General features: G+C 58.7%; 15 protein-coding genes. 9 read left to right on the forward strand and 6 right to left on the reverse strand.

Annotation, left to right across the window (positions count from 1 at the left end):
• Window positions 1-30 precede the first annotated feature (30 nt).
• The 3 genes from JJB74_RS24755 (at window position 31) to JJB74_RS24765 (ending at window position 3,204) form a co-directional block, all read left to right on the forward strand.
• On the forward strand, window positions 31-1,794 hold the full coding sequence (locus JJB74_RS24755; RefSeq protein ID WP_200596457.1) for a type IV secretory system conjugative DNA transfer family protein: 1,764 nt from the start codon (window positions 31-33) through the stop codon (window positions 1,792-1,794).
• Window positions 1,787-2,683, forward strand: a complete 897-nt coding sequence (locus JJB74_RS33445) for a hypothetical protein (RefSeq protein WP_234484833.1) — start codon at window positions 1,787-1,789, stop codon at window positions 2,681-2,683. Before JJB74_RS24755 ends, JJB74_RS33445 begins: the two co-directional genes overlap by 8 nt.
• A 233-nt stretch (window positions 2,684-2,916) precedes the next feature.
• Window positions 2,917-3,204, forward strand: coding sequence for a hypothetical protein (locus tag JJB74_RS24765; RefSeq protein ID WP_200596459.1), 288 nt, complete (start codon window positions 2,917-2,919; stop codon window positions 3,202-3,204).
• A 203-nt stretch (window positions 3,205-3,407) separates the two neighbouring features.
• Here the strand turns inward: JJB74_RS24765 and JJB74_RS24770 are convergent, their stop codons facing one another.
• Window positions 3,408-3,560: a hypothetical protein gene (locus JJB74_RS24770; protein ID WP_200596461.1), complete on the reverse strand. Its 153-nt coding sequence runs from the start codon at window positions 3,558-3,560 to the stop codon at window positions 3,408-3,410.
• A gap of 204 nt (window positions 3,561-3,764) precedes the next feature.
• The gene (locus tag JJB74_RS24775) at window positions 3,765-4,790 is read right to left on the reverse strand and encodes a toprim domain-containing protein (protein ID WP_234484834.1); all 1,026 of its coding nucleotides are present in this window, start codon (window positions 4,788-4,790) and stop codon (window positions 3,765-3,767) included.
• 379 nt (window positions 4,791-5,169) lie between these two features.
• On the opposite strand from JJB74_RS24775, the gene JJB74_RS24780 reads away from it, so the two are divergent.
• A complete protein-coding gene (locus JJB74_RS24780; protein WP_200596463.1) occupies window positions 5,170-5,616 on the forward strand; it encodes a hypothetical protein in 447 nt (148 codons plus the stop codon).
• 38 nt (window positions 5,617-5,654) lie between these two features.
• Here JJB74_RS24780 and ligA read toward each other — a convergent pair whose 3' ends face one another.
• The gene (gene ligA / locus JJB74_RS24785; protein WP_407672419.1) at window positions 5,655-7,649 is read right to left on the reverse strand and encodes an NAD-dependent DNA ligase LigA; all 1,995 of its coding nucleotides are present in this window, start codon (window positions 7,647-7,649) and stop codon (window positions 5,655-5,657) included.
• Window positions 7,650-7,865: 216 nt separating this feature from the next.
• Between ligA and JJB74_RS24790 the strand changes: the two genes are divergently transcribed.
• The gene (locus JJB74_RS24790; protein ID WP_200596465.1) at window positions 7,866-8,216 is read left to right on the forward strand and encodes a hypothetical protein; all 351 of its coding nucleotides are present in this window, start codon (window positions 7,866-7,868) and stop codon (window positions 8,214-8,216) included.
• Window positions 8,217-8,320: 104 nt separating this feature from the next.
• Window positions 8,321-8,458: a hypothetical protein gene (locus JJB74_RS24795; RefSeq protein ID WP_200596467.1), complete on the forward strand. Its 138-nt coding sequence runs from the start codon at window positions 8,321-8,323 to the stop codon at window positions 8,456-8,458.
• A 14-nt stretch (window positions 8,459-8,472) separates the two neighbouring features.
• Here JJB74_RS24795 and JJB74_RS24800 read toward each other — a convergent pair whose 3' ends face one another.
• The 3 genes from JJB74_RS24800 to JJB74_RS24810 all read right to left on the reverse strand — a co-directional run bounded on the left by JJB74_RS24800 (window position 8,473) and on the right by JJB74_RS24810 (window position 12,227).
• Window positions 8,473-11,445, reverse strand: a complete 2,973-nt coding sequence (locus JJB74_RS24800; protein WP_200596469.1) for a Tn3 family transposase — start codon at window positions 11,443-11,445, stop codon at window positions 8,473-8,475.
• A gap of 167 nt (window positions 11,446-11,612) precedes the next feature.
• Window positions 11,613-11,873, reverse strand: a complete 261-nt coding sequence (locus JJB74_RS24805) for a hypothetical protein (RefSeq protein ID WP_200596471.1) — start codon at window positions 11,871-11,873, stop codon at window positions 11,613-11,615.
• Between the two features lie 84 nt (window positions 11,874-11,957).
• A complete protein-coding gene (locus tag JJB74_RS24810; protein WP_200596479.1) occupies window positions 11,958-12,227 on the reverse strand; it encodes a metal-sensing transcriptional repressor in 270 nt (89 codons plus the stop codon).
• 395 nt (window positions 12,228-12,622) lie between these two features.
• Between JJB74_RS24810 and JJB74_RS24815 the strand changes: the two genes are divergently transcribed.
• The 3 genes from JJB74_RS24815 to JJB74_RS24825 all read left to right on the forward strand — a co-directional run bounded on the left by JJB74_RS24815 (window position 12,623) and on the right by JJB74_RS24825 (window position 15,236).
• Window positions 12,623-13,342, forward strand: a complete 720-nt coding sequence (locus JJB74_RS24815; protein ID WP_200596481.1) for an MgtC/SapB family protein — start codon at window positions 12,623-12,625, stop codon at window positions 13,340-13,342.
• Window position 13,343: 1 nt separating this feature from the next.
• On the forward strand, window positions 13,344-13,703 hold the full coding sequence (locus JJB74_RS24820; protein ID WP_200596483.1) for a hypothetical protein: 360 nt from the start codon (window positions 13,344-13,346) through the stop codon (window positions 13,701-13,703).
• Window positions 13,704-13,907: 204 nt separating this feature from the next.
• Entirely contained in the window at window positions 13,908-15,236 is a 1,329-nt protein-coding gene (locus JJB74_RS24825; protein ID WP_407672420.1) for a carbohydrate porin, read from the forward strand.
• Window positions 15,237-15,248 lie beyond the last annotated feature (12 nt).

The raw sequence follows: 15,248 nt of genomic DNA on the forward strand, positions 1-15,248 counted from the left end.
CATTTTTTTGTCTCGGCTAGGAAGTCCTTTATGAGCTTGAAGGATCTATACAAGGTGCGTTTCGGCGGAACGTCGGACACGGCATCGTTGTCAGCAATTGGCGCCAGCGCGATGGTGTCTTCCACATCGGCCCTCGCGGGTCAGTTTCCCGGTGCTTCATTAGCGTTGGCCATCATGGGCGGCACTTCGGTCGGCCACCGCATGCTCGAGTCGTGGAAGAAGAAGAACCTGCTGAATACGTCGGTTTCGATCCAGTCCGCCACCAGCTTGATACGCCCGGACGGGCTGCTCATTGGCTTTTCCACCGATAGCGGTCAGCCGGTGTACCTTCCGGACGAGGACTTGATGCGCCACGGTTTCATCCTCGGCCAGTCCGGCGTAGGCAAGACTCAGCTAGGCAAACTGCTGATGTTCCAGCAGATCCAGCGCGGCGGCGGCCTGATGTTCATCGACGGCAAATTGAATGCCGACGATATCCAGACGATCTACCAGTATTGCCGCTGGGCCGGTCGCGAGGATGACTTCCTGGTCCTGAATCCAGGCAACCCGGAAATCAGCCATACCTATAACCCGATCCTGCGCGGTGACAGCGACGAGATCGCCGCGCGCATCCTGTCGCTGATCCCGTCAACCGAGAACAATCCCGGCGCGGACCACTACAAGCAGTCGGCCAATCAGGGCATCACGACGCTGGTGGCGGCGCTGCAGGCGGCGGGGCTGGCTTACAACTTCATCGACTTCACGATCCTGCTGATGAATCACAAGGCGATCGAGGAGCTGGAGACGAAGCTGAAGAAGACAGTGCCGAACCATCCGGCGACGAAGAACCTGTCCCTGTTCCTGGAACAGTACAAGGGCGGCGGCAAGCCCGGCAGCGCCGCCGAGAACATGGTCGACATCAAGCGGATGAAGGAAACCTTCGGCGGCGTGGGCGGCAGGATGTACATGTTCGGCACCGGCAAGTTCGGCACGGTGCTCAATACCTATACGCCCGAAATCGACCTGTTCGAGGCGATCCGCAGCAAGAAGATCATCTATGCGGCACTGCCAACCATGGGCAAGAACGAGGCGGCGTCAAACTTCGGCAAGATGCTGCTCGGTGACTTGCGTACCGCAATTTCGTGGACGCAGGCCTTGCCGGAGGCAGAGCGTCCGAACCCGCCGTTCCTGACCTTCATGGACGAGGTGGGCTCGTACGCAGTCCAATCGCTGGCCAGGCCCTTCGAGCAGGCCCGCTCCGCGGCAATTTCGCTCTTTCCGGCAGCCCAGACGCTGGCCAACCTCGAAGTGGTGTCGCCGGACTTCAAGGAAATGGTCATGGGTAATACCTGGACCAAGATCTTCTTCAAGCTCGGCACACAGAAGTCGGCGGAAGAGGCTGCGGACCTGATCGGCATGACGATGGCCGAGACGATGCAGATGGCAACCTCGCAAAGTTCCTCGGAAAGCCAGGCCGCGATCACGCTCGCACCCAACGGCAATGTCGGCGACGGCGCCGGCATGACCACCACTGCGCGGCTGGAAGAAAAGTATCGCGTTTCCCCGGACGATCTGAAGTCGCTCGACAAGGGCGAGTGCATTGTGCTCTACGGCGGCGACACCGTGTTCAACATCCGGGTGCCGATGCTCACGATCGACAAGAAGACCGCGGCGGGTCTGGGCAAGCTGCAGCTCGCGCACAAACGGAAAAAGGTGGTAGTCGGCGCGGACTACTTCAAGAACAGTAACAAGTACCTCGGTGGCGGCAAGCAGGAAACGAACCGGGAAATGGCAAGGGAGTTGGCAAATGAATGACGCAATGAGCGTGGAGGAAACGCAGAATGAATTCGGATTTGAAGGTGATACTGGTTATCGGAACGGTGATACTGCTCCTGATGCTGTGCGTGCCTTTCTTACGGGGCTTAATAACGACGATCTTTGGCAGCATCTTAATGCCGCTGATCTCGGGGATGGGGAAGGTGACGGGGACCTGGGGTCTGTGGACGGTGAAGAGAATATCGTCGGCGCATCGCCTATGGATCAGGAACTGGCTATCGCCGCACTCCGTGATCTATCAAACCTTGGAGGATCCAAAAGAAGAAAAAAAGAAGACAGCCTGAGAACCTTCACCGAGGAGGATTTCGAGGAGGGGCCGGAGCGGATCTCCTTCATGATGGTCCGAGCCAACATCATGGCGCTGTTCGACAAGAAGCGAAAGCCGGCGGAAGTGCTGAAGGCGGCCGAGTGGGTATTCGGCTTGCCGGAAACCGCCTTCACCTTTGAGCGGTGCTGCCAGGCGCTCGGCGCGCGCAAGGACGTGCTGCGGCTGCGCATCCACTACGAATTCTGGCGCACCTGGTATGTGCTGCCGATCGAGTTCCCGTTCCTGATCGAGCCGCTGCCGGCCATTGTCGCCGATGAAATCTACATGCTCGCCGGCGACGAAGGGATCGATCTGGCCCGTGCGGCATGGATGAAGCCGGGCATTCGCGCCGTGGAGCTGCTGCAGGTGGCATCAGGCCAGGAAAAAGCGCCGGACAGCTATATCCGCGCCCTTGAAGTCCTGGGCAACAAGTATTTCCTGTCGCAGCAGGGCGATTACTGGTACCTGACAGGAAGGAATCCGATTGTCCGTAGCCACGACCTGGAGAACTCGGCATACCGCCGCTCTATCCACAACGTGTCGTGGTCGAAGATGTTCTGACGCCAGATCTCAGCCCCGCTACTGCTTGGCTAATCCCGGTATACCGTCGGTGTACCGGGATTTTTTAATGGCGATACGGATTGTTGGGTTTTCCCATTCCTTGTGAGTCATCTCCCCTTGTACCTCAACCAGTGCCCGTCTGTGCAAGCAGTCTGATCACAAGAAATTTTCCATCGCAACGCCGGCGCCGCGGACTTCCCGCTGCCCGACATCCCTATCAGGAGAGCCTCACCATGAACGAAAAGAAAACCATCGATCTGCAACATGTGTTCGACTGTGTTGTCGACGCGGTACAGAACAAGCCATTGCTGGCGCCGGAGTCGGTCCTCGCTGACTTCGGTTTCACTCGCTACAACACCGGTGGCGGCTGTATCTGCTATGCGCTCTTTAATCCGGATGACACTTGCATCTACGTGACCGACCGCAGCGGCCATACCCTGCCGAAGGTCATGGGCGAGGCATGGGTCGGTTTGTACGATGCCGACATGCAGGTAATCAAAGGCTACTTCCCGAACGAGTGACCAAGTCCCGGCAGCCATCCATATCAACCAAAACCAAGCCCTCTCTCCTGACTGAACAGGAAAGAGGGCTTTTTCATTGCTGCACGAAGCGAGCAGACATAAAAAGGCCCCGTGACTCGGTGAGAGTACGGGGCCCGGGAAACTGCTTACAGGTTCTGCAGTATCGTCTGTCAGGCGCGATGTGGCGCGTTGACTATCTCTGTTCAGCCACCGTGATAAGGATCGTTCGCGTCGAACGTGCGCAGGCTGTGCGGTTTGTCCGCCTGGCTTTGTGCCGATGCCGAGCCTTGGGGATTTCCGAAAGTGGAGCAGGCGGCCAGCGCCAAAGTGGCGAGGAGGAGCAGAGCAGTTTTCATTGTTTTCCTTGATGCGGGAAGCCCATTGAAGGAACGGACTTCCCAGAGTGAATGCGCTATGGCTGGCATGCATGCCAACGTGCGCAGCAACGATAGTCGAAACAACAACCGCAACCAAGGCGAAATGAGGCAATAGGCCATTGCAGCAATTGCAATAATGAAAATGCCCCGTAAGTCGGTGAGACTACGGGGCAGGTGAAGTACTTAGGATGGACGCCTTGACCGAGCTTGCAGCTGCTCGTTCAAGTCATTGATGCCAGGTGGGAGCGCATAGACGCCCACTTCGGCGCCGACCGCCTCCAGAACCGGAACCAGTTTGGCCGTGGCGACCTTGCCGGATTCATCGTTATCGAGCGCGACCAGGACATTGCGCCCCTTGAGCTTGTGGAACCATTCCGGTTGCCAGTTGACGCATCCCGGCAAGCCAATAATGCTTCTCCTGGTGCCCATCTGGACCGCCGATAACAGATCCACACAGCCTTCCGTGATCATGACCCGTTTGCTGTCCGCGCCCTGCCACGCCCACGGCGTCACGTCTCCGTAACGCAGCGATTTCACTTCATCGGCCTTGGCGGGCCGGGAGAGGCGAAATTCCGCAGCTTTACCGCCCTTGGCAATGAAGACCAGCGGCCGGAATGCGATCGCCGGCGCTTTCGCGTCCGCGCGCAGCATGCCCGCCTTGATCAACGTCGCCTCCCCCACCAGGTCGTACAGCAGCTCCTTGGCGGTATTGGGGTTGGTCGGCAGCGTCACCATGATGCGGCGACGGATCGCCTCCATTGCCAGTGCCGTTGAAATGCCGCGTGCGTTCAGATAGGTCAGCATGCCATCGTCGGGCTTGCGCCCGGCCGCCAGCAACGCGTCCACCACCATGCCAAGCGCGGTATCGTCCCTGGGAACGACCGGTTTCGGTTTCGGTGGCACGTACGAGCGCATGACATCCGGGTCGGTGCCCATGAGCTTCAGTGCGGCATCGCGGGGAGCTACTCCCCAGTACGCCGCGGCCGCATCGATGACGTCGCCGCGCTCGCCGCAGGCAAAGCAGCGCCAGCGGTTGTCTTCGACCGAGACCTTCACCGAATGCTTGGAGGACTCCCCGCATCGCGGATTCGGACACATGTGGTACCGGATCGTGCCGTTCATCTGCTTTGGCGGCGCTCCCAACACGTATTCGAAGAACCATGTCAGTTGGACCATCTGCCGGACTTCTGAAAACTTCACTTCTTCCATACGTGGTCCTGCGTAATGAGTCATGTGACCTCCCTCTAAAAGTGGATAACCGTGGTAGAGGGAAATGCATCTCGCCGATTGATAAGGCGATTTATAAATCTGAGGCGGCGGCAACTTTGTTTGTGCGACAACATGCCTGCACGGTATTATGCCGACATGTAATGTATGTATAACGCAGGGGGGATTATTGTCGTGGAGAAAAAAGAAAGCAAGTCGCTTCGTTGTGCCAGCGGCGCAAGTGACCGAAAAATGTGGCGTGCAGGAGGCCTTGCGCATGTGGCAGCTTGAACTGGGCAAGCCGTTTTGCCTTTCCAGGACCGAATGGGTGCCGGGATCGCTGTTCTATCGGGTTGACTCGGGAATGGATTGATTGCATATCTTGCAAATCAATCGACGTGGCGTCTCCGTCGCTGACCTGCAGGCCTTCTGCGCTGGCGCGGTCCACGTGGGAATGTTCATCGACCAATTGGTCCCGTTCGTGCTGATTCGCATCGAGGGCTTCTACGAATGGTCTGACCTGCCCTCCTCGGTCAGCCTGCTCGAACCGGGCCAGTGGCAGCTCGGCGACTGGCGCGGCATGCCGACATCGCTGGCGCTGGCGCTGGTGGATGCGGACACCGGAATCGTGCTCGGAAAGCGCACGGTGATGTATTCAGACCATGTGTCCAAGGTCTTCCATGACGCGCTGAATACGCAGTTGGAGCATCGCTTCGACAAGGAGCTGATCGAAGCGGTCCAGGCGCGGGTGTATCGCAAATACCGGAATTCAGCGGAGATGGTGCGCGCGGCGCAGGTGATGCATCGCGCCACACGTTGCGCCGACTAGGAGGGTACGCCCGATGGTGTCGGGCGCTGAAGAAAGGCTTACGCGGCCGCGCACGCCGCGACGAATTGCGCTTCGTCCCAGACCGGGATGCCGAGTTCCTGCGCCTTCGCCAGCTTTGAGCCGGCTTCGGCGCCAGCCACCACGGCGAATGTGCGGCGCGACACCGATCCGGCGACCTTGCCGCCCGCAGCTTCCGCCATCGCGGTTGCCTGCTCACGCGTGAGCGCGGGAAACGTGCCGGTCAACACGATGGTTTTGCCGTGCAGCGCGCCAGCCGCGCCGGTGACGACATCCTGCGGCTGCAGGTATTCCGCCAGCAGCCGGGCCTCGCCGCCCTCGGCCGGATCGGCAAGGAACCGGACGATGTTGGCGGCGGTGGCCGGCCCGATGTCCCGGATGGCGAGCAAGCGGTCTTCGGTTGCCGCGGCAAAATCGGTCCAGGTGCCGAACGCCTTGGCGAGATCCTTTGCGGTCGCCTCGCCGACGCCGAAAATCCCTAGTGCATAGATGAAGCGCGCCAGCGTCGGTTTCTTCGAGCCTTCGATTGCCTCGGTCAGCTTCGTGGCCGATTGCTGGCCGAATCGCTCGAGCACCGCGATCTTCGCCACATTGAGGTGGTAGAAGTCGAGCGGCTTCTTCACCAGGCCGGCATCGATCAGCGCCGCGATGGTCTGCTCGGCGAGCCCTTCGATGTTCATCGCCAGCCGCGACGTGAAGTGCGTCATGCGGAACAGGCGCTGCGCGTCGCACGCTATGCCGCCGGTGCAGCGGTGGTCCGCGCCGTCTTCTTCCTTGACGACGGGCGCGCTGCAAACCGGGCATTGGCTCGGCATGGCGAACACATCAGATTGCGCGGCGCGCAGTTCCGGCAGCGAGCGAACGATTTCCGGGATCACGTCGCCGGCGCGGCGCACGACGATGGTGTCGCCAAGCCGCACATCCTTGAGGCGTACCTGATCCTCGTTATGGAGCGTGACGCTGGATACGGTGACGCCACCCACGAATACCGGGTCGATTTTCGCGACAGGCGTGAGCCTGCCGGTACGGCCAACCTGGCAGACAAAGGATCGGACCACCGACAGCGCTTCCTGCGGCGGGAATTTGTATGCCATCGCAAAGCGCGGGGTGCGGATATTCCAGCCGAGTTGTTCCTGCTGGCGCAGATCGTCGAGCTTTGCCACGCAGCCGTCGATCTCGAAAGGAATCGATTCCCGGATCGCCGCGACGCGCTCGAACCACTCCTGAATGCCGGCGAATCCCTTCACCACGGCGGCTGACGTATCGACGGTGAAGCCAAGGCGTTGCAACTCGGCGAGGATATGGCTTTGCCGGCTGGCCGCGAACGGGAGCGACTGGCCCGGCGCCGCGGGGGCTGCGCCGTAGGCGAAGAATTTCAGTCGGCGCGCTGCGGTTTCCTTCGGATCGAGCTGGCGCACGCTACCGGCAGCGGCATTGCGCAGATTGACAAAGGGCTTCTTGCCTTCGGCGGTGCGCTGCGCATTCAGGGAAGCGAAGACGCCTTTTTCCATCACCACTTCGCCGCGTACATGCAAGGTCAGCGGCAGCGGCAGCCGCAATGGCACGTTGCGAATCGTTCTGACCTGGGCGGTGACTTCCTCGCCGGAAGCGCCATCGCCGCGCGTGAGTGCTTCCACAAGCAAGCCGTCGGCATAGCGAAGCGAAAGCGCCAGGCCGTCGAACTTCAGTTCCATGCCGTATTCGATCTCATTCGGATCCACGCCGAGCTCGCCGGCGGCCGATGCAACCGCGGCGCTGGCTTCCCCGGCATCCATGACGTCGCGCAGAGACAACATCGGGAAGGCATGGGCGACTTCGCGGAATGCCTTCAGCGGCTTGCCGCCCACCCGCTGCGACGGCGAATCCGGGGCAGCGAATTCGGGGTGCGCTTCTTCCAGCGCGATCAGCTTCCGAAACAACGCGTCGTATTGAGCATCGGGTATTTCCGGTGCATCATGCTCATGATAGAGCCGTTGATGGCGCTCGATCTCGGCACGAAGGTTCGATATCTGGATGAGATGGGCTGCTCTATTGGCAAGTTCACAACGGTTCCTCTGTCGATGGCGGCATGTGTGCGGGGCGCTACAGTCTGCACGATTTAAACTTGTGAGTATTATAAAGCAATGTTACTATATAACAAGGTTGGGCTTGTAGATGTTTGGTTTGCCTTGAATGCGGGCATGCCAAGCACCGGGAAAGTCGTTACAGGCTTATTGAAAAAGCAGAGGTGAATGATGAGTGACGGGTTTGATTACAGTGCGCTGTATTTTGCAGATGCAGGTGGCTCCAGCAAGCTGAAGGGTAAGCTTCGAGGCGCCAATGCCGCCATATACCGGTATAGCAGTTGGCTGCAGCAACGTGAAGATTCGTTACGGATTGCGAACCAACGCATCCTGGAATTGATCGGCGAGCGCGACGCTTACCGTGACTTGGCGACAGCGATGGTGCAGGAACTCGGCCAACCGAATCCGGTGCTGACCGTTGTCGAGAATCGGGATGCGCGCAGGGAGTTCTTCGAGAAGCGCAAACAGGAAGCGATCGAGGCGGCCCTTGCCGCCAATCCGAATGTCCGCTTTCTCTAAGGTTTAGCCGACGCCATTCCCAGTTACGGATCGCTGTATAAGCTGGCTGGCGCATTGGAAGACGATTTCCGTTGCTTCGGTCAAAAAAGAGGATGGCAACGAGAATGTTGAAAGCAGAAGAACAAAGGCGCATCAGCGCCACCACGCGCACAACGGGAAAATCCCCGCTGGAGATGATCGCGCAGGAGCGCGAGGTGCAACTGAGGGTCGGCCGGGATTCGTGTTTTTTTCGCCAAAGTTAGGTTAACTCGATGATTTATATGTTGAAATCGAGTTTGTAGTTGATCGGCTCAACAAGCCGGTCCAAGTCGAGTGGATATTCACCGAATCGATTGATGTGCTCTCTTCTGTACGGAGCCGTGCCGCGCAAGATTTCCTCGGTAAGCGGGAATCCCTTGGCCTGCAGGCTCTTCAGCACACGCGTCATGCCTTGAACGTTGTGCAGGATCACCATGTTGGCCACCAGCTGGTTGTATTTCACTACCTTGCGCTGCTCATGCCGGATGTTTTCCGCGATGACACCGTCGCCACCGAAGAACAACCACTTAACAAAATCGTTGAACTCCTCGCTCTTGTTCGTTGCTGCATTGATCGTCCGGCGCAATTCGGCGTCGCTGACGTATTTCAGCAGGAATTGCGTACGTACTGCCCTTCCCAGTTCGCGGAAGGCGTAGTAAAGCTTATTCTTGCGACTGGCCGTGCCGAGCCTGCGCAAGATCGTCGACGGCGCGATTTTCCCAGCCTTGATTGAAATCACGACGCGCAACATGTCCTTCAGGTGCAAGGCGATCAAATCCCAATCGATGGTGCCGCGAAACAGGCTGCCGATGTGTTCCAGATCGTTGTCGCGGCCGGCACGGTAAAACTTCAGATCCTTGATGTTGCGGATACGCGGCATCAGGTTAATGCCAAGCAGGTACGCCAGGCCGAATACGGGTGTGCTCTGCGCCTGGGTGTCGCCATGCAGGGTATCGGGCTGGATGTCGGATTGGTTGTTGATCAAGCCATCCAGGATGTAGACCGCCTCGTAGACGCCGCACGGGATGAAATGGCTGAATAGCGCGATGTACTTGTCCGAAACATGATAGTAGCCGATGCCACCGTAGCCGCCATACCGGATGTGGTATTCCGACAGCAGATTTTGTTCATACATGTTCCACTTTGTGCCGTCGGCCGATGCGCTTTTTCCCGAGCCCCAGTAACGCGGCAGCGCAAAGCGATTGTAGGCATTGATCACTTTGAAGATCGCCTTGTCGAGGCGCTGTTCCGTTACATGCTTCAAATTGAGCCAAGCTACCTGTTTGCGGCTCAGTCCCTTGACCGATCTCGCGGTTTGCGTCGGGCCAAGATTGCAGCCATAACAAAACAAGGTCGTGATGAAGCGCTTGTGCGGATCGTCGACCTTGGACTCGAAACCTGACAATGGGCCGAACAGGCGGTGAAGATCCAGCCAATTCTCTACCTCGGTCAGCACGTCCAGGATGCTCGCCTCGGGCAATTGGGTTCGGATTGCCTCGTCGACCAATTCCAGTTCGGCAGGCGGTTTTTGCCGTTCAGGGCGCCGAATGATCAAGCCCGATTCGTCGATATCGACGCCAGAGTTTTCCGGGAAGTCGCGGTCAACCTCGCGCGCCAATTCCTTCATCTCACCTCGAAGCTTGACGACAAACTCTTGCGGCTCCACGGGCAAATCGACCATTTCGCTATAAGCGTGCACCTCGCGCTCATATTCTTCCCAACTAACCAAGTGATTGCGGTAGTCATCATAGTCGCCGCTATACTCGACGTACAGATCGCCCGACTTGAGCGCAATCATCACCTCGGAGAACACCGCTAGCTCGTAATACTTGCGATGGTAAGTCGACGGCTCGACGTTCTGCCGACGCCCGAACACCAGGTCGCGCCATTTGTCGGCCATCCAATCGTGGTCGACGACGTCGATGCCGCTCTCGGTAACCGAAATATGCTCGCGGTGGCTGGGGCGGAATTTCTGCACCTGCGCGATCGCGCGTAACAGGCTCGCGTCCTGTGAACTCGAGCGCAACTCCAGCGCCTCCAGGCACTTGAACAGGAGGCTGCGTTTGCCGGGGTAGCTGTTTAACATGAACGGGAAATAATTGTTCCCCGCGTAGGCCATGTGTTCGTCGCAGGCGCCGATCCATCCTTCCACATCACCGTCAAGCGTAGACTCGACGCGGGCGACACGCTGGTCGTTGGTCCCCTCTTCGCTAAACACCGTCAGCACGTCACGGAACTGGCCGATTAAGCGTTCCACCTGTTCGGCTTGCTGCAGATGATATTGACGCAAGCGTTCTTCGGCAAGGCTATGCATGTTCCGCACAGTTTTGATGAAGATTTCGGCGATATCGTCCATTGCCTTCTGCAATTGGGTCTGGATCAAGAGCACCGCGAGCGTATAGCGCTTGAGCGGCTTCACCGCCCGCATCTCTGCCAAATCGAGTGCTCGCGCCTCCAAGACCAGCTGCTCGCGCTTGGTCGCGGAGATATGGCCCGTATCCGGCAAATCTTTCGATAAGGCCATCATGCTGTCGATATGGGACAGGAAGTCAGTCACCTCGCGCACGTTGGGCTGCTTTGGTTCCCGCTTAAGGCTATCCCACAGGCTGCGGCCGGTCACGGATTTGAACAAGCCATCGAGCCGGCCTACGACAGCTTCCGGCAGTTCCCCCGCCACTGACTTGTAGATGCGTTCGTTGACGGTCGCCCGCGCATTGATCGACATGCGATACAAGTCTGTGTAGCTGGGCAGCTCGAAGCGGCGCTGCACCAGTTCCTCGATCAGCACATTGATGATGTCGGGTAATTCCTGCTTGGTCTGGGCTGCCTGCTGCGCCTGGCCTTGCAGCCAGGTCTTGTCGGCCGCTACCATCTCGCGAATGCCGACGAACTCGCGCAGGTGCGCGCGATGTCGATGCTTGGTGCCCGATTTATCGTATCGCCCCAGCGCCGAATTGGTCGGAACCCTGACCTGAGCGCGGCTGCAGATGTGCTTGACGATCTCGGCTGGCACCGTGGCCAGTGCGACGAAATAGCCCAGGCGCTGCAGCAGCTTGAGCTGGACCAAGAGGAAGGTTTGGAGCGTGACTTGGCGATAGCGTGCTGCGACGAACTTCAGTTCTGCGGGCGTTGGCGTGTAAATGGCGACGAGTTCCTGCTCGGTGAACTCTTCCTTGAGTCGAGGATACGCAGTTTCATAAACGCTGCTCATTGCCCGTGCTCGCCTAGCGCCTTGTGGTCAATTGGACAAGGCAAGAGCTTGACTGCAGGGTTGTTCCTTGTCAACAAAAACAGGTCAAGCAGGCGCAATCCAGCTCCATGAAATTGGAGCGTTCTCGGGAACTGCCGGGTACAGTCAGTCTTGTCTGAAACAAAAACCTATCTTCTCAGGTAACGCGGCCAGAACGCCGCCCACCACAGCATCCGGAATGCGCCTGGAACATCGATCCGGTCTGCCTGCGGCACCGGGAAGTCGATTTTCTTGAGCAGCATGACCCCGATGCCCAGACACAGCCAGACCATCACTAAATACTGGCTGACCGTGCCGTAAAATTCGTCGAGTAAGCCGGTCACCCCGAGCAAAATCGTCCAAGCGATCAATAGCGCCAGCATCTGATGCAACCAACGACTGAAATTCATGCGCATATTGCAGTGGATTGGCTCTGCCAGGCGTTGGCTCCCCCTTTTTGCAGCAGAGCGGAAAATTCGAGCATGACTGTAGCTTTATAGATACTTGGTGATTTCTTTGAACTCGTGAACAGCGTCTTCCGCGTTGCGAGAACCTTTTCTCACCGCATGCTCAAGGCAATGGTCTATATGGTCATGCACCAGTGCTTTTTTTGCGTTGGTGATGGCCTTTTCTACCGCGTGCAGCTGTTGGGCGATTTCCAGGCAGCCGCGGCCGCTTTCCAGCATGTCGATGATGCTCTTGAGATGGCCTTCGGCGCGCTTGAGGCGCTTGATAATGTCAGGATGAGAGGTGTGTGTAGTCATCGTCGTATCGTATCCCCCGGGAGGGGATATTGCAACAAATGGCCTGCTGGAGCATGGCCTCGGATTTTTATGACTTTTTTACTTGACGGTGGCAGATTGCCCAACTAGAATTCGCCTGTTTTCAATCTTTGGAGTAACTCGTGAGTACTTGTTCTGGTGACAGTTGTCGGCAACGAAACGTCGAATAACTTGGCAAGATCACGCGAGACCATCCTCTCTGCCACATCTTGCCAACGGTAAGGTGTGGATATCCGCTGCGGTTCTGTCTGCGGCACTTCCTCCCCGATAACTTCCTTTTCGTTTGCGGCAACTGACCGCATGCATGGCCGCTGGCTTGGCTAGCGCCATGTATTCAAGTCCCACCTGCACTCCCTGTTACCAAACAGGAGGATCAGATGGTCTGGTACGACTTCGCGCTGCGCGTGCTCGCAGCCTTATCCTTTGGCGCCTTGATCGGCGCCGAGCGTCAGCTGCGCCAGCGCATGGCGGGCCTGCGCACCAACGCGCTGGTGGCAACCGGCGCGGCACTGTTCGTCACGATCTCGGCATTCACGGATGACCCGCAGGGCCATGCGCGTATCGCAGCGCAGGTAGTGTCCGGGATCGGCTTTCTCGGTGCCGGTGTCATCATGCGCGAGGGGCTGAACGTGCGCGGCCTCAATACCGCGGCGACCTTGTGGTGTTCCGCCGCGGTCGGCGTGTTGTCCGGCCTGGGCCATGTCCCCGAGGCGGCAATCGGCACGGCATTCGTACTGGCCGCGAATGTGATTCTGCGCGGCGTGGCTCAACGCATCAATGTGCAAGGCGCGACGGCCGCCACCGAGGCCGAACAGGCCTATCGCATCGCCGCCATCTGCAGCGCGGATGAAGAGGTGCATGTGCGCAGCCTGATGCTGCATATGCTCAATGGCATGCCGGCCCTGGTCCTGCAATCGCTCCATAGCGAGGATGCGCCGAGTGCCGGCAAGATCGAGGTGCGGGCCGATGTGCTGGCGGCGCCTGGCAATCAGGCGCTGCTTGAACAACTCGTGAGCCGGGTCAGCATGGAGCGCAGCGTATCCGTCGTGCGCTGGGCAATGCTGAGCGGCCGGACCATGGAAGGAGCGGAGGTGTGAGATGCGGCTATTGAACCTGAAGAATCTGAAAACTCGCTTCGCGCCACATGCAGCGCAACCAAGGGACTCCTCGGCGGACAGCCAAATCTATCGTCTGACGGTCATTGCCCAGTCATCCGAGCTGAATAATCTGGTGGATTTATTTGTGACCGAGCTGGCGACGGCTGCCGTCGTGCCGCGGGATATTCGGCACGAGGAAAACGAGAGGACACACAGGATCAAGATTGTCGCGACGGTCGCCTGCACGCCCGCGCAACGCGCGGCGCTGGTGCGATTCGTTCATCAAGCGGGAATACTGCCTGGCGTCCGCGGCGTGAAATGGGAAAGCGTGCCGCCGACCGAGTCAATCGTATTGCATTGAGCCAGTTTATAAGAGATCGGCAACCACATGTTCGCATTGCACATAGGGTGAGCCGGCCTTGGGAAGCCATGTTGTCGATTATTAGGGAGAAATAGAATGAAAACCACCGTTGCTAACAAGCGAGCCTGCCGCGCGCGCAATTTGATTAGCCCAGGATTCAAAGCGCCACTCGTGCTCTGGGGGCTCGGGAATGGAATGTCGCAGATGGCCCATGCTGCCGTTTCCGAGCCGGAGCCGACGACCGCGGTGACAGTGCCATCTGCGCCAACGCAATCACTGGCGGACAAGGCGCCGTCGTCTGAAGCGTGGGCTATCCATGGCCAGTTCACGAATGTCACGCAAGGGCATCCGCGCTTTCGGTCTCCCTATAGCGGCGACAACAGCCTGGACGCCAACGGCCGCAACGAAGAAACGACCGACCTGACGCTATTTGCGGGGTTACGGCTTGGAAGGAATACCGAATTCTGGGCAAACCCCGAAATCGACCAAGGTTTTGGAATGAACAATACACTCGGCGTGGCAGGCTTTCCGAGCGGCGAGGCGTACAAGGTCGGTTCCAATGCCCCGTACCTGCGTCTGCCGCGGGCGTTCATCCGGCATGTGATCCCCCTTGGCGGAACGGAAGAAAAGATCGAGCCGGGCGCCAACCAGCTGGCGGGATCACGGGCGTCCGACAATCTCACTCTGACCGTCGGCAAGTTTTCAGCGGTCGATATCTTCGACGCCAACAGTTATGCGCACGACCCGCGTGCGGATTTCCTGAACTGGTCGGTCATCGATGCCGGCGCATTCGACTATGCCGCAGATTCCTGGGGATTGACCTACGGGGCGGCTGCCGAGTGGACGCAAGGCTGGTGGACGCTGCGTGGCGGCGTCTTCCAGATGTCGGATGTCCCCAATGCCAAGGTCGCGGGCATTCATTTCCATCAGCATATGCTGGTGACGGAACTGGAAACACGGCATGAATGGCAGGGGCATCCGGGAAAAGTGAAGCTGCTGGCGTTCGTCAATCGTGCGGACATGGCGAATTACCGCGACGCGCTGCAAGTGGCGAACCAAACGGCGGGTGTTCCGGACGTGTCGCTCGTGCGTCGCTACCAGTCGCGCCCCGGCCTGGTCATAAACCTGGAACAGGAGCTGTCTTCCGATCTGGGCGTCTTTGCGCGCGCCAGCGCCAACGATGGCAGCAAGGAAGCCTATGAATTCACGGAGATTAACAAATCCCTGTCTGCCGGGCTGTCCCTGAAAGGCGACCGCTGGGGGCGGCATGACGATACGGTCGGGGTCGCAGCCGTCGTCAACGGGTTGTCGGACGCCGCGCGCGAGTATTTCGCTGCGGGAGGCATGGGAATCCTGATCGGCGACGGGCGGCTGAACTATGGTCCCGAAAAGATCGTGGAGACCTACTATTCGCTGCAGGTCAACCCGCATCTGTCGCTGGCGTTGAACTATCAGCATGTGGTCAACCCCGCCTACAACCGGGATCGCGGGCCGGTGTCGATTGTCGGGATCCGTCTGCATTCCGAATTTTAAGGAGGATTCAAC

The sequence above is a fragment of the Noviherbaspirillum pedocola genome (assembly GCF_016632335.1).
Taxonomy (GTDB): domain Bacteria; phylum Pseudomonadota; class Gammaproteobacteria; order Burkholderiales; family Burkholderiaceae_D; genus Noviherbaspirillum_A; species Noviherbaspirillum_A pedocola.

What these genes read in the sequence shown, in the direction of transcription:
- JJB74_RS24755 (WP_200596457.1), top strand. Translation starts at nt 31, where the DNA reads ATGAGCTTGAAGGATCTATACAAGGTGCGTTTCGGCGGAACGTCGGAC.
- JJB74_RS33445 (WP_234484833.1), top strand. Translation starts at nt 1,787, where the DNA reads ATGAATGACGCAATGAGCGTGGAGGAAACGCAGAATGAATTCGGATTT.
- JJB74_RS24765 (WP_200596459.1), top strand. Translation starts at nt 2,917, where the DNA reads ATGAACGAAAAGAAAACCATCGATCTGCAACATGTGTTCGACTGTGTT.
- JJB74_RS24770 (WP_200596461.1), bottom strand. Translation starts at nt 3,560, where the DNA reads ATGAAAACTGCTCTGCTCCTCCTCGCCACTTTGGCGCTGGCCGCCTGC.
- JJB74_RS24775 (WP_234484834.1), bottom strand. Translation starts at nt 4,790, where the DNA reads ATGGAAGAAGTGAAGTTTTCAGAAGTCCGGCAGATGGTCCAACTGACA.
- JJB74_RS24790 (WP_200596465.1), top strand. Translation starts at nt 7,866, where the DNA reads ATGATGAGTGACGGGTTTGATTACAGTGCGCTGTATTTTGCAGATGCA.
- JJB74_RS24795 (WP_200596467.1), top strand. Translation starts at nt 8,321, where the DNA reads ATGTTGAAAGCAGAAGAACAAAGGCGCATCAGCGCCACCACGCGCACA.
- JJB74_RS24800 (WP_200596469.1), bottom strand. Translation starts at nt 11,445, where the DNA reads ATGAGCAGCGTTTATGAAACTGCGTATCCTCGACTCAAGGAAGAGTTC.
- JJB74_RS24805 (WP_200596471.1), bottom strand. Translation starts at nt 11,873, where the DNA reads ATGAATTTCAGTCGTTGGTTGCATCAGATGCTGGCGCTATTGATCGCT.
- JJB74_RS24810 (WP_200596479.1), bottom strand. Translation starts at nt 12,227, where the DNA reads ATGACTACACACACCTCTCATCCTGACATTATCAAGCGCCTCAAGCGC.
- JJB74_RS24815 (WP_200596481.1), top strand. Translation starts at nt 12,623, where the DNA reads ATGGTCTGGTACGACTTCGCGCTGCGCGTGCTCGCAGCCTTATCCTTT.
- JJB74_RS24820 (WP_200596483.1), top strand. Translation starts at nt 13,344, where the DNA reads ATGCGGCTATTGAACCTGAAGAATCTGAAAACTCGCTTCGCGCCACAT.
- JJB74_RS24825 (WP_407672420.1), top strand. Translation starts at nt 13,908, where the DNA reads ATGGCCCATGCTGCCGTTTCCGAGCCGGAGCCGACGACCGCGGTGACA.